The organism is Streptomyces termitum (assembly GCF_014650175.1).
Lineage (GTDB): Bacteria > Actinomycetota > Actinomycetes > Streptomycetales > Streptomycetaceae > Streptomyces > Streptomyces termitum.
The window spans coordinates 237,272-250,094 of sequence record NZ_BMUL01000003.1; the positions used below are offsets into that span (position 1 = coordinate 237,272).

General features: G+C 71.8%; 11 protein-coding genes and 1 tRNA gene. 9 read left to right on the forward strand and 3 right to left on the reverse strand.

Features of this window, described 5'->3' with window-relative positions:
- Positions 1-55 precede the first annotated feature (55 nt).
- From IE219_RS07200 to IE219_RS07210, 3 genes are read left to right on the forward strand one after another with little or no spacing between them, the layout of a single operon-like run.
- On the forward strand, positions 56-1,777 hold the full coding sequence (locus IE219_RS07200) for a TerD family protein (RefSeq protein ID WP_189975716.1): 1,722 nt from the start codon (positions 56-58) through the stop codon (positions 1,775-1,777).
- 14 nt (positions 1,778-1,791) lie between these two features.
- Positions 1,792-2,472, forward strand: coding sequence for an AIM24 family protein (locus tag IE219_RS07205; protein WP_189975717.1), 681 nt, complete (start codon positions 1,792-1,794; stop codon positions 2,470-2,472).
- Between the two features lie 19 nt (positions 2,473-2,491).
- Positions 2,492-3,247, forward strand: coding sequence for an AIM24 family protein (locus IE219_RS07210; protein ID WP_189975718.1), 756 nt, complete (start codon positions 2,492-2,494; stop codon positions 3,245-3,247).
- Between the two features lie 60 nt (positions 3,248-3,307).
- Here the strand turns inward: IE219_RS07210 and IE219_RS07215 are convergent, their stop codons facing one another.
- Both IE219_RS07215 and IE219_RS07220 read right to left on the reverse strand, forming a co-directional pair.
- Positions 3,308-3,829, reverse strand: a complete 522-nt coding sequence (locus tag IE219_RS07215; RefSeq protein WP_189975719.1) for an NUDIX hydrolase — start codon at positions 3,827-3,829, stop codon at positions 3,308-3,310.
- A complete protein-coding gene (locus tag IE219_RS07220) occupies positions 3,826-5,280 on the reverse strand; it encodes a zinc-dependent metalloprotease (RefSeq protein ID WP_189975720.1) in 1,455 nt (484 codons plus the stop codon). The genes IE219_RS07215 and IE219_RS07220 overlap by 4 nt, the downstream gene beginning before the upstream one ends.
- 190 nt (positions 5,281-5,470) lie before the next feature.
- Here IE219_RS07220 and IE219_RS07225 point away from each other — a divergent pair, with 190 nt between their 5' ends.
- The 4 genes from IE219_RS07225 to IE219_RS07240 all read left to right on the forward strand — a co-directional run bounded on the left by IE219_RS07225 (position 5,471) and on the right by IE219_RS07240 (position 8,859).
- A complete protein-coding gene (locus IE219_RS07225) occupies positions 5,471-6,580 on the forward strand; it encodes an SDR family oxidoreductase (RefSeq protein WP_189975721.1) in 1,110 nt (369 codons plus the stop codon).
- 118 nt (positions 6,581-6,698) lie between these two features.
- Positions 6,699-7,160, forward strand: coding sequence for a molybdenum cofactor biosynthesis protein MoaE (locus IE219_RS07230; RefSeq protein WP_189975722.1), 462 nt, complete (start codon positions 6,699-6,701; stop codon positions 7,158-7,160).
- Between the two features lie 355 nt (positions 7,161-7,515).
- Entirely contained in the window at positions 7,516-7,662 is a 147-nt protein-coding gene (locus IE219_RS07235; protein WP_189975995.1) for a hypothetical protein, read from the forward strand.
- Positions 7,663-7,770: 108 nt separating this feature from the next.
- Complete coding sequence (locus IE219_RS07240) at positions 7,771-8,859, forward strand: YlbL family protein (RefSeq protein WP_189975723.1); 1,089 nt, start codon at positions 7,771-7,773, stop codon at positions 8,857-8,859.
- 37 nt (positions 8,860-8,896) lie between these two features.
- Here IE219_RS07240 and IE219_RS07245 read toward each other — a convergent pair whose 3' ends face one another.
- Positions 8,897-9,436 (reverse strand): PPA1309 family protein, encoded by a 540-nt coding sequence (locus IE219_RS07245; protein ID WP_189975724.1) that lies wholly within the window; start codon positions 9,434-9,436, stop codon positions 8,897-8,899.
- Between the two features lie 135 nt (positions 9,437-9,571).
- Between IE219_RS07245 and IE219_RS07250 the strand changes: the two genes are divergently transcribed.
- Entirely contained in the window at positions 9,572-12,508 is a 2,937-nt protein-coding gene (locus IE219_RS07250; RefSeq protein WP_189975725.1) for a UPF0182 family membrane protein, read from the forward strand.
- Between the two features lie 43 nt (positions 12,509-12,551).
- A tRNA-Met gene (locus IE219_RS07255) sits at positions 12,552-12,625 on the forward strand.
- Positions 12,626-12,823 lie beyond the last annotated feature (198 nt).

Genomic DNA, 12,823 nt, shown 5'->3' on the forward strand with positions numbered 1-12,823 from the left:
CAGCGGTTAGCCTGGCGCGAACATTCGCCATCGGGATGGGGGACGGTCGTTACGCATGGCCAGGGAATTCCAACGCGGCCACAAGGCCAGGATCAGTGATCTGACCGCGGGCACCGATCTGTACGTGGGCGTGCAGATCGCCGCTCCCGGGCTGACCTTCGACATCAGCTGCTTCGGGCTCGACGCCGACGAGCGCCTGTCCGACGACCGGTACTTCGTCTTCTTCAACCAGCCGAAGACCCCGGAGGAGTCCGTCCAGCTGCTCGGGGCGCAGGCCGGGGACACCGAGTCCTTCCGGGTCACCCTCGACCGGATCCCCCCGCGGATCCAGAAGCTCTCCTTCACCGCCACCATCGACGGCGACGGCCAGATGTCGCAGGTCGGGCCCGGCTGGATCCGGATCGTCGCGGGCGGCGAGGAGGTCGCCCGGTACGCCTTCACCGGAGCGGAGTTCTCCACCGAGCGCGCCGTCATGCTCGGCGACTTCTACCTGAAGGACGTGTGGCGCTTCGCCGCCGTCGGCCAGGGCTTCGACGGCGGCCTGGAAGCGCTGCTGCGGAACTTCGGCGGCGAGGTCCTGGAGGAGGAGCCCGCCGCCCCGGCCCCGGCCGCGCCGCAGCAGGCCGCCCCCGGCTTCGGCGCGCCCGCCCAGGCCGCCGCGCCCCCGGCCTTCGGCGCCCCCGCCGCCCCGGCCCCCGCGCCCGCCCCGGCACCGGCTCCGGCACCGTCCTTCGGTGCCCCGCCGCCGCCCGCCCCGGCCCCGGCCTTCGGCACCACGCAGGCGCCGACCCCGCCGCCCGCCCCGCAGCCGGTGCACTCCCAGCCGACCATGGTCGCGCCGCTCGCCCCGGCCCCGGTGCCGCCGCCGGCCCCCGCACCGGGCGCCCCCGGACCGTACGGGCAACCCCCGCAGGCCCCCTACGGGCAGGTCCCCGGCCAGACCCCGCCGCACGGCGCCCCCTACGGCCAGCCGCCGCAGGCCCCGTACGGCCAGACCCCGCCGCCCTACGGCCAGCAGCCCTCCTACGGGCAGCAGGTCCCGCAGGCCCCCTACGGCCAGCCGGCCCCCTACGGGCAGGCGCCCCAGGGCGTCCCGCAGGGCGTTCCGGCCGCCGGCGCCGGCCTCGCCGCCGCGCTCTCCCCGTACAAGGAGACCCCCACCGGAGTCCGCTGGGCGCCGCAGAACCAGCAGCTCATGCGGGTCGACCTCGGCATGGGCGGCACCCCCGTCCTCGCCCGCCAGGGCTCCATGGTCATGTACCAGGGCAAGGTCGACTTCTCCTACAAGGGCGCCGGATTCGCCGGCCGCATCGTCGGCAACGCCACCGGCCAGGAGATGCAGCTCATGCGCTGCACCGGCCGCGGCCAGGTCTTCCTCGCGGAGAACGGCACCCACCTGCACCCGATCGAGCTCCAGGGCGACGCCATCTGCGTCTCCGCGGAGAACGTGCTCGCCTTCGACGAGTCCCTCCAGTACGAGGTCCGCCGCATCGAGGGCCACGGCATCCCCGGCGGCGCCCTGTTCACCATGCAGTTCCAGGGCACCGGCACCGTGGTCGTGAAGACCCACGGCGTCCCCGTCGTCCTGCCGGTCACCCCGACCACCTTCGCCGACTGCAACGCCGTCGTCGCCTGGTCGGCCGCCTCGCAGGTCATCCTCTCCAGCCAGGTCCGGCTCCGGCGCAACGCCTACCCCGGCCACAGCGGGGAGACCGTGAACCTCCAGTTCCGGGGCGCCCCCGGAAACTTCATCGTCGTCCAGCCGTACGAGGTCTGAGGGAGCCCGGCACCATGAACCAGCAACTCGCGGGCTACGCCCCGACCCCCATCGCGGCCCGTATGGAGAACCACGGCCACAGCATGCTCAAGGTCGCCATGGCGACCGGCCAGGACCTCTACGCCCGGTCCGGCTCGATGGTGGCCTACGAGGGCTTCATCAGCTACGAGCCCAACCCGCCCGCCGTCCGCCAGATCGCCCGCGACTGGATCACCGGCGAGGGCGCGCCGCTCATGAAGTGCACCGGCGACGGCCTGCTCTACCTCGCCGACTACGGCGCCGACGTCGTCGTGATCAACCTCCAGAACGACGCGATCTCCGTCAACGGCACCAACCTCCTCGCCCTCGACGCCCACCTCCAGTGGGGCGTCGAGCGGGTCAAGGGCCTCGCCAAGTTCGCCGGCCAGGGCCTGTTCAACGTGGGGATCGCCGGTACCGGCTGGGTCGCGCTCACCTCGCGCGGCACCCCCATCGTCGTCGACTGCGGCCGCGGCGAGGACGAGACCTACGTCGACCCCGACGCGCTCGTCGCCTGGTCGCCGCAGCTCAAGGTCAAGGGCAAGCGCAGCTTCAAGGCCGGCTCCCTGATCGGACGGGGCAGCGGCGAGGCGTACCAGATGGCCTTCTCCGGCCAGGGAATCGTCGTCGTACAGCCGAGCGAGGACAGCACCGACCGCCTGCGGGCCCGGGGCTGAGGGGAAGCGAGAACACATCATGCAGAGCCCGCTTTTCAACCACGCCGAGCAGCAGAGCCAGGAGCGGTACGTCGTCCAGAACCCGCAGCTCCTGCGGGTCGCCCTCACCGGCCACGACGACGTCCTCGCCCGCAAGGGCGCCATGGTCGCCTACCAGGGACTCGTCGACTTCGACGGCGAGTACCAGAGCGGCACCCAGCGGCAGGCCCGCGCCCGCACCGGCGAGGGCCTCGACCTGATGCGCTGCTCCGGCCAGGGCACGGTCTACTTCGCCAACCTCGCCCAGTACATCCACGTCGTCGAGGTCGAGCAGGAGGGCCTCACCGTGGACAGCGCCTACGTGCTCGCGCTCGACTCCAGCCTGCACACCGAGGCCATCGCCGTCGACAGCCAGTACGGCGTCTCCGGTACCGGCAAGTACCAGCTCAACATCACCGGCCGCGGCAAGGTCGCCCTGATGACCTCGGGCCAGCCGCTGATGCTCCAGGTCACCCCGGAGAAGTACGTGAGCGCCGACGCCGACGCGATCGTCGCCTGGTCCACCTCGCTGCGGGTCCAGATGCAGGCCCAGACGCACAGCAGCAGCGTCCGCAGCCGGCGCGGCAGCACCGGCGAGGGCTGGGAGCTGAGCTTCCTCGGCCAGGGCTTCGCCCTCGTCCAGCCCAGCGAGATCATGCCGCCGCAGAACGCGGTCATCGGCCAGGGCGTCGCCGCCCAGTGGGGCGTCGGCCAGCAGGGCGCCCACGGCCAGAACCAGAACAACGCCTGGAACTGACCGCCGGGCACGGACGTGAGGAGGGCCCCCGGGAGACCGGGGGCCCTCCTCGCGTCCCGCTCACAGCCGGGCCAGCGTGCCCTCCAGCAGCCGCACCACCGAGGTGTCGGCCACCGCCGCCACCTCGTCGTACGCGAACCACCGCAGGTCCAGCGACTCCTCGCTGATCCGCTCCACCGCGTCCGCCGGGGCCAGCGCCGCGTACTGCACGTCCAGGTGCCAGTGGCAGGGCGCCGGGATCGGGTGCCGGTCCAGCCGCACCGGGCCGCCCGGCAGCAGGCTCAGCCCGGCCATGCCCGACTCCTCCGCCGCCTCGCGCAGCGCCACCGCCCCGAGCGTCGCGTCGCCCTCCTCGCAGTGGCCGCCCATCTGGAGCCACATGTTCAGCTTCTTGTGGAGGGTCAGCAGCACCCGGCCCCGCGAGGGGTCGACCACCAGCGCGCTGCCGGTCAGGTGCCCCGCCGAGCACGGCTTGTACAGACCGCCGGGATGCTCCGCCAGGTGCGCCAGATAGAGGTCGCGCAGCTCCGGCTGGCCCTCGTACCCCTTGAGGACGAGGACCGCGTCGTCGTACAGGGTCACTCTCCGGAACCGTCCTCGCCCTGGTCGTCCTTCTTGCCGTCGGCCTTGCCCTCGGCCTTGCCCTCGGCGGCCTCGCCGAGCAGCTTGTCCAGCTCGGAGAAGTCCAGCTGCTCGCGGTGGACGAAGCCGTCCGGGTCGTCGAGGTCGGTCGCCGTCGGCAGCATGTCGGGGTGCTCCCACAGCGCGTCGCGGCCGTCGACCCCGCGCGCGTCGGTGAGCGAGGCCCACAGCCGCGAGGCGTCCCGCAGCCGACGCGGGCGCAGCTCCAGACCGATCAGGGTGGCGAAGGTCTGCTCCGCGGGCCCCCCGGTGCCCCGGCGCCGGCGCAGCGTCTCGCGCAGCGCGTCCGCCGAGGTCAGCCGGGGCTTCGCGGCGGCGTGCACCACCGCGTCCACCCAGCCCTCGACCAGCGCGAGCGCCGTCTCCAGCCGGGCGAGCGACGCCTTCTGCTCGGGCGTGTCCTGCGGCTGGAACATGCCGGACTGCAATGCCTCCTGGAGCTGCTCCGGATGGGTCGGGTCGAGCTGGGAGACGGCCTCCTCCAGCTTCGAGGTGTCGACCTTGATCCCGCGCGCGTACGACTCGACCGCGCCGAAGAGGTGCGCCCGCAGCCACGGCACGTGCGCGAAGAGGCGCTGGTGGGCGGCCTCGCGCAGGGCCAGGTAGAGCCGCACCTCGTCGGAGGGCACGCCCAGGTCCTTGCCGAAGGACTCCACGTTCAGCGGGAGCAGCGCGGCCCGGCCGGCCGGGCCGAGCGGCAGGCCGACGTCGGTCGAGCCGACGACCTCGCCCGCGAGCGCGCCGATGGCCTGCCCGATCTGCTGGCCGAACATGGCGCCGCCCATCGACCGCATCATGCCGATCAGCGGGCCCGCCATGGCCTGCATCTCCTGCGGCAGCACGTCGCCCATGGCCGTGCCGACCCGCTCGGCGACCGGGTCCACCAGCTCCTTCCACGCCGGGAGGGTCGCCTCGACCCACTCGGCGCGGCTCCACGCCACCGCCGTGTTCGCCCCGGAGGGCAGCGAGGTGGCCTGGTCCAGCCACAGGTCGGCGAGGCGGACCGCCTCCTCGACGGCGGACTTCTCGGCCGGGCCCACGCTGGCGTCCTTCACCCCGTCGGCGGTGCCCTGGGCCACCACCTGGCGGGCGATCTGCTTGGCCATGTCCCAGTTCACGGGACCGCCCTCGTAGCTGAGCATCTGCCCGAGCTGCTGGAAGGCCGCGCCCAGGTCCGTCGGGTTCATCGACCCGAACATCGCGGCGAACGGATTGTCCGCGCCGCCCTGGCCGCCCATGCCGGGCAGGGCGAAGCCGAACGGGTTAGCCCCGAACGGGTTGCCCTGGCCGCCGGACCCCTGGCCACCTCCGGCGGGGTCCTTCTTCTTGCCTTCGTCGCCGTCCTCCGGCTCCTCCGGCGGAAGGCCGAATCCGAATGGGGTGTCACTCACAGGTTTCCTCGGCTCCTAGGGCCGCCGGCCTCTGCCGGCGGCGACTGCCCGCTGCACAACACCAGCGTAGACATCCGGGTCGGATATGGGCTCATGTCTCCGCCGGGCCGTGCCCTGCGGCAGGATGGACGTCACCTGGTACGTACGCGTCATCCGCGTGCGTACTGAAGACAACCACTGGAGACGGTCGGTGAGTTCCCCAGATCCGCAGGTTCGCGGAGCGCGAAACCACTCAACCCGGTCCGCCGCGCGCGGGCCCGTCGTCGCGGTCACCGGCGCCGCCACCGGCGTCGGAGCCCTTCTGACCAGGCGACTCGCCGATTCGGAGGAGGTCAGGCAGGTCCTCGCCATCGACGAGCGGCGCGGCGAGGTGGAGGAGGCCCGGTGGCACGTCCTCGACGTGCGCGATCCGGCCATCGCCGAGAAGCTGCGCGGCGCCGACGTCGTCGTCCACCTCGCCGTGGACCTCGACCTGGAGACCGATCCCGCCGCCCGGACGGCCTACAACGTGCGCGGCACGCAGACGGTCCTCACCGCCGCCGCGGCGGCCGGCGTCCACCGGGTCGTGCTCTGCACCTCGACGATGGTCTACGGGGCCCTGCCCGACAACGACATCCCGCTCTCCGAGGACGCCGAGCTGCGGGCCACCGCCGAGGCCACCGGCGTCGGCGACCTCCTGGAGGTCGAACGGCTCGGCCGCCGCGCCCCGCGCGCCCACCCCGGGCTCCACGTGACCGTGGTCCGCCCGGCCGTCCTCGTCGGCGGCACGGACACGGCGCTGACCCGCTACTTCGAGTCGCCCCGGCTCCTCGTCGTCGCCGGCTCCCGCCCCACCTGGCAGTTCTGCCACGTGGACGACCTGGTCAGCGCCCTGGAGTACGCGGCCCTGGAGAAGGTCGAGGGGGAGTTCGCGGTCGGCTGCGAGGGCTGGCTGGAGCAGGAGGAGGTCGAGGAGCTGTCGGGCATCCGGCGCATGGAGCTGCCCTCGGCGGTCGCCCTCGGCGCCGCCGCCCGGCTCCACCGGATCGGCCTCACCCCGTCCCCGGCGGGCGACCTCGCCTACACCATGCACCCCTGGGTGGTGAGCGTCGGCCGCCTCCACGACGCGGGCTGGCGGCCGAAGTGGACCAACGAGGAGGTCCTCGCGGCGCTCCTGGAGGAGGTCCAGGGCCGGCACACGGTCGCGGGCCGCCGCCTCGGCCGCAAGGACGCCACGGCGGCCGGTGCGGCGGGCGCCACGGTGGCCCTGCTGGGCACGGCGGCCCTGGTCCGGCAGATGCGCAAGCGGCGCGGCCTGTAGGACCCGCTCCCCGGCCCCTGTCGCCCTTCCGGGCCTGTAGGACCCTCCTAGCGGGGTCCACCGCGCCCGGGCGAAAGCGCTATTCCGGGATGTCGGAGGCGTACGGCACCATGAACCCATGACCACCACGCACGACCACCCCGGCGAGCGGGCCGCGGACGACCCGATCAAGCTGCTCGCGATCCGTGACACCCCGCTCTCGGTCGACGAGGTCTTCCGGGCCGTCGGCGACGACGCCGCGGGCGGTACGGCGCTGTTCGTCGGCACCGTCCGCGACCACGACGGCGGGGCGGACGTCTCCGGTCTCGGCTACTCCTGCCACCCGAGCGCCGAGGCGGAGCTGCGCCGCGTCGCGGAGAAGGTCGCGGCGAACTACCCGGTCCGCGCCCTGGCCGCCGTCCACCGCGTCGGGGACCTGGGGGTCGGGGACCTCGCGGTGGTCGTCGCCGTCTCCTGCCCGCACCGCGCCGAGGCCTTCGAGGCGTGCCGGAAGCTGATCGACGACCTCAAGCACGAGGTCCCCATCTGGAAGCACCAGACCTTCTCGGACGGCACAGAGGAGTGGGTGGGGGCCTGCTGAGCTTCCGCCCCGAGGCTGGGGGTCCCCCCGGACGAAGTCTGGGGGAGGGTCGGGGCCTGCTGAGCCTCCGCCCCGAAGGGCCCGTCGGCCCCGTCCGTGCCCGGCCCCGCGGGATTCCGGTCGTCCGTTCGGCCGGGCAAGGAGGCGCGCCGACACGGGGTAGCCGACCGCCCGATTTGCGTAACCGCCCCCCAGCCGCGAGCGTTGAAGCCACAGATGATAGATCTGCTGATCAACTCACTGGGGATGGGAGGTCGGGATGGCAGCGCTCGCCTGGTTGCTGATTCCGCTTTTCGCAGTCGTCGGCGCGGCGATATGGGGAAGCTGGGTCCAGAGGAACAAGACCATAGGTGACGTGGCCGAGCTCGCCGGCTACGCCCGTTTCCGGGACGCCATGGAGCGCGCCCACTCCGCCGTACCGCCCACCGCACCGCCCGCCGCCCCGCTCCGCCCGGCGCCCGAACCCGCCGCGGCGACGCCCGCCGCCTCGTCGACCGTCTGACGCCGTTCCGGCCGTCCCCGGCGAGCCGCCCGCGGGACCTCCCGGACCGACCCCTCCGGTGGCCCGCCCCGGGGGTGCGCGCACAGGCGAGTCCCGTACTGTCGTTCCATGCCACGCCGCACCGCGACGATGCTCGCCTCCACCCTGGTCCTGATCTGCCTGCTGATCGCGGGCGTCCTGATCCCGGTGCCGTACTCGGAGATGAGCCCCGGACCCACGGTCAACACGCTCGGCGAGGCGCGCGGCGAACCGGTGCTCCAGATCTCCGGCCGCAAGACGTACCCGACCGACGGCCACCTCAACATGACCACGGTCAGGGTCACCAGCGCGGACTACAAGATGAACGCCGTCGAGGCGGTCTACGGCTGGCTCACCCACGACAACGTGGTGGTGCCGCACGACACCCTCTACCCGGACGGGAAGACGGAGGAGGAGTCGAGCCAGGAGAACGCCGAGGAGTTCAGCCAGTCGCAGGAGAGCGCCAAGGTGGCCGCCCTCGACGAGCTGGGCATCCCCTTCGTCAGCCGGGTCGTCGTCGCCTCCGTGGTGAAGGGCTCCCCGGCCGAGGGCGTCCTCCACGCCGGGGATGTCGTCAAGGCCGTCGACGGGACGGCGGTCGAGAAGCCCGCCGACGTCGCCGCGCAGGTCACCAAGCGCGAGCCGGGCCAGAAGGTCGAGTTCACCATCGTCCCGGCCGAGGAGGCGAAGGCCGCCGAGAAGGCGGGCAAGGAGCCCACCACCACCCGGAAGGTCACCGTCACCACCGTGAAGTCGGAGGAGGGCGACCGGGCGATCGTCGGCATCCAGGCCGGCACCGACCACGTCTTCCCGTTCACCATCGACATCAAGCTGGCCGACGTCGGCGGGCCCAGCGCCGGCCTGATGTTCGCGCTCGGGATCATCGACAAGCTGACCCCGGAGAGCCTCACCGGCGGCAAGTTCATCGCCGGCACCGGCACCATCGACGACGAGGGCCGGGTCGGCCCGATCGGCGGCATCCAGATGAAGCTGGTCGGCGCGCGGAACGCGGGCGCCGCCTACTTCCTCACCCCCGCCGACAACTGCGCCTCCGCCGCCGCCGACACGCCCGACGGGCTCACCCTGATCAAGGTGGACACCATCGACGACGCCACGAAGTCGCTGGAGAAGCTCCGCAAGGGCGACACGGCGGGCCTCCCGAGCTGCGCGAAGGGCTGAACCGGTCCCGAGAAGGACCGGCCCCGCCCCGTACCGCTCAGCCCTCGAAGGTCGCCGCCAGCGCCTCGGCGAGCCCCGGCACCAGGTCCGGTCCGGTCAGCACCTCGGTCGGCGAGTCCTTCTCGCGCAGCCGGATCGCCGCCTCCCGGGCCCCGGTCCGCAGCACGGCCACCGTCATCCGGACCTCCTGGCGGTCCGGGTGCGAGGCGACCCACTTGTTCAGCCTGGCGCCGCTCAGGTCCTTGGGGACCTGGGCCTCGGCGGACGGCGGCAGCATCAGCCGCTCCACCGTCAGGGCGCAGCCGGCGACCGCGTCCGGCCAGGCGATCGTGCCGAGGAACTCGTCCAGCGGCTTGCCCGCCGGGATCTCCTCCTGCTCGATCGGGGTGTAGGCGGTGGCGTCCTCGCCGAGCTTCAGGGAGGGCGCCTGGGCGCGCAGCCGCGCGGTGTCGACCAGGGCGAAGAGGCGGGCGGGACGGTCCCAGCCGAGACCCGAGGCGTACTCGTCGATCTCGAGCACCGCGCGGGTGAGGGGACTGGAGGCCATCGGCGGGCCCGAGGGGGAAACGTTGGACATGACCAATATCCTGCCTCCTCTTCCCCCGGAGACGGGAACTAGGTAAAGCGTCGGTAAGTTGCATCTGTGGGTCCTACGATCACGAGGCCCGCTTTCCGACGCATCGACACCGAGGGGCGCACGTTGGCTTTCCAGATGCCGGACCGTGGCGGAGGCCCGTCCGGGCCAAGGATCAGAGTCGGCCGGCCGTCCCGGCGGGCCCGCACCCTGCTGATGACGCTGGGCGTGCTGGCCGTCCTGGCCATGGCGTTCGTGATGTTCGCCGGGTTCTGGACGGACTGGCTCTGGTACCGGTCGGTCCGCTACTCGTCCGTGTTCACCACCACCCTGTGGACCAAGATCGGCCTGTTCGCCGTCTTCGGCCTGCTGATGGCCCTCGCCGTCGGCCTGAACATCTGGCTGGCGTACCGGCTGCGGCCGCCGCTCAGCGCGATGTCGCTGGAGCAGCAGAGCCTCGACCGGTACCGGATGGGCGTCGCCCCCTTCAAGAAGTGGGTGCTGCTCGCGGTCGCCGCCCTGGTGGGCCTGATCTCCGGCGCCTCCGCCTCCGGGCAGTGGCGCACCTGGCTCATGTGGGTCAACGGCGTGGACTTCGGCGAGAAGGACGCCCAGTTCGGCAAGGACGTCTCCTTCTACGCCTTCGACCTGCCCTGGTACCGCTTCCTGCTGGCCTTCGGCTTCGCCGCCGTGGTGCTCTCGCTGATCGCGGCCGCGGTCACCCACTACCTGTACGGCGGACTGCGGGTCACCAGCCCCGGCGCCCGCGCCACCGCCGCCGCCACCGGCCACCTGTCGGTGCTGCTCGGCGTCTTCGTGGCCCTCAAGGCCGTGGCGTACTGGCTCGACCGGTACGGCCTGGCGGTGAAGTCCAGCGACTTCAAGGCCACCGGCAACTGGACCGGCCTGCGCTTCGTCGACGCCAACGCCTACCTGCCGGCGAAGACGATCCTCTTCTGCATCGCCGTCATCTGCGCCCTGCTCTTCTTCGCCACCCTGTGGCGCCGCACCTGGCAGCTGCCCGTCATCGGCTTCGGCCTGATGGTGCTGTCGGCGGTCCTGATCGGCGGGCTGTACCCGGCGATCGTGCAGAAGTTCCAGGTCCAGCCGAACGAGCAGGCCAAGGAAGCCCCGTACATCCAGAAGAACATCGACGCGACCCGCAAGGCGTACGCGATCGACGCCACCAAGCTGGAGAACTACTCGGGCAAGTCCACGGTCAAGGCGAAGGACAAGCTCCGCGCCGACGCCGACTCGGCGGCCAGCTACCGGATCCTCGACCCGAGCATCGTCTCGCCGACGTTCCAGCAGCTGGAGCAGAAGCGGAAGTACTACCAGTTCCCCACCACGCTCGACGTGGACCGCTACAAGGGCCAGGACGTCGTCATCGGCCTGCGCGAGCTGAACATCCGCGGCATCCCGAAGCGGAACTGGATCAACGACCACTTCACCTACACCCACGGCTACGGCGCCATCATGGCCCGCGGCACCCAGACCGACGCCAACGGCTCCCCGGTCTTCACCGAGTCCGGCCTGCCCACCGCGGGTGAGCTGGGCACGTACGAGCAGCGGATCTACTACGGCGAGAAGACCGACCAGTACTCGATCGTGGGCGGCCCCCAGAAGGAGCTGGACTACGAGGAGAACGGCGAGAAGACCACCAGCTACGAGGGCGACAGCGGCGTCAGCCTGGAGAACGCCTTCAACCGCGCCGCCTACGCGGTGGCCTTCAGCGAGCCGCAGATCCTGTACTCCGGAGCCATCGGCGACGGCTCCCGGATCCTGTACAACCGCACGCCCAAGCAGCGCGTCGAGGCCGTCGCCCCCTGGCTGACCATCGACGGCGACGCCTACCCGGCGGTCGTCGGCGGCCGCATCCAGTGGATCGTCGACGCCTACACGACCAGCAACGGCTACCCGTACGCCTCGCGCACCACGCTCGGCGACACCACGGCCGACTCGCTGACCGTCGGCAACCAGCAGCGCGCGGTCGTCGCCCAGCAGAACCAGGTCAACTACATCCGCAACTCGGTGAAGGCCACCGTCGACGCCTACGACGGCACGGTGACCCTCTACCAGTGGGACACCGAGGACCCCGTCCTCAAGACCTGGATGAAGGCCTTCCCCGGCACGGTGAAGCCGAAGTCCGACGTCAAGGGCGACCTGCTGGAGCACCTGCGCTACCCGCAGGACATGTTCAAGGTCCAGCGCGAGCTGCTGACCCGCTACCACGTCACCGACCCGGCGCAGTTCTACAGCGGCTCGGACGCCTGGCAGGTGCCGGACGACCCGACCAACAAGGACAACGTCGCGGTGCCGCCGTACTACCTGAGCATGAAGATGCCCGGGGACACGGAGCAGCGCTTCTCGCTGACCACCACCTTCACGCCGAACGGACGGCCCAACCTGGGCGGCTTCATGGCGGTCGACGCCGACGCCACCAGCAAGGAGTACGGCCGGCTGAGACTGCTGAGGGTCACCGAGGACGTGCCGGGCCCGGCGCAGGTGCAGAGCAAGCTCAACGGTCTGCCGGACGTGGCCACCTTCGTCCGCGACATGAAGGGCGCCGACTCGGACATCCAGTACGGCAACCTGCTGACCGTGCCGCTCGACGGCGGCTTCCTCTACGTCGAGCCGGTCTACGCCCAGGGACGGAACGCGCTCTACCCGCTCCTGAAGAAGGTCGCGGTGTCGTACGTGGACGCCGACCAGCCGGACGGCGACACCACCAAGGACACCACGGTGTTCGAGAACAACCTGACGGCCGCCCTCAACGCGGTCTTCGGGGTGGAGGGCACGACCCCGCCGACGACCCCGCCCGGCACCGACCAGCCGACCAAGCCCCAGCCGCCGGCCTCGGCCGACGCGGAGCTGAAGAAGGCCATCGCGGACGCCCAGAAGGCGTACGACGACGGTGAGGCGGCGCTCGCGAAGCAGGACTGGACGGCCTACGGCAAGGCCCAGGACGAGCTCCAGAAGGCGCTCCAGCGGGCCGCCGACGCCGGCGCCAAGATCCAGCCCTCGGGCTCGGGCGGCGGCGCGGGCACCCCGGCGAAGGGCGGCTCCGGCAGCTGACCTGCGAGGTTCACCCCGCGTCGTGATACGGTGACGTTACCGACGCGGGGTGGAGCAGCTCGGTAGCTCGCTGGGCTCATAACCCAGAGGTCGCAGGTTCAAATCCTGTCCCCGCTACTACGGGAACGAGGGCTCGGATCCATAAGGATCCGGGCCCTCGTCGCGTGTCGAGGCGACTAGGAGCACCGAAGGGCGGTACGGAAGAGGCGAGTTGAGGCCGATCGTGTTTGACTTGTCTCTCTGTGGGCATGTCGACAAAACGCTGAGGTGACCTCAAGGGCTGCGGTATACCGGGTGTGCGCGGGTTGCGGGTGG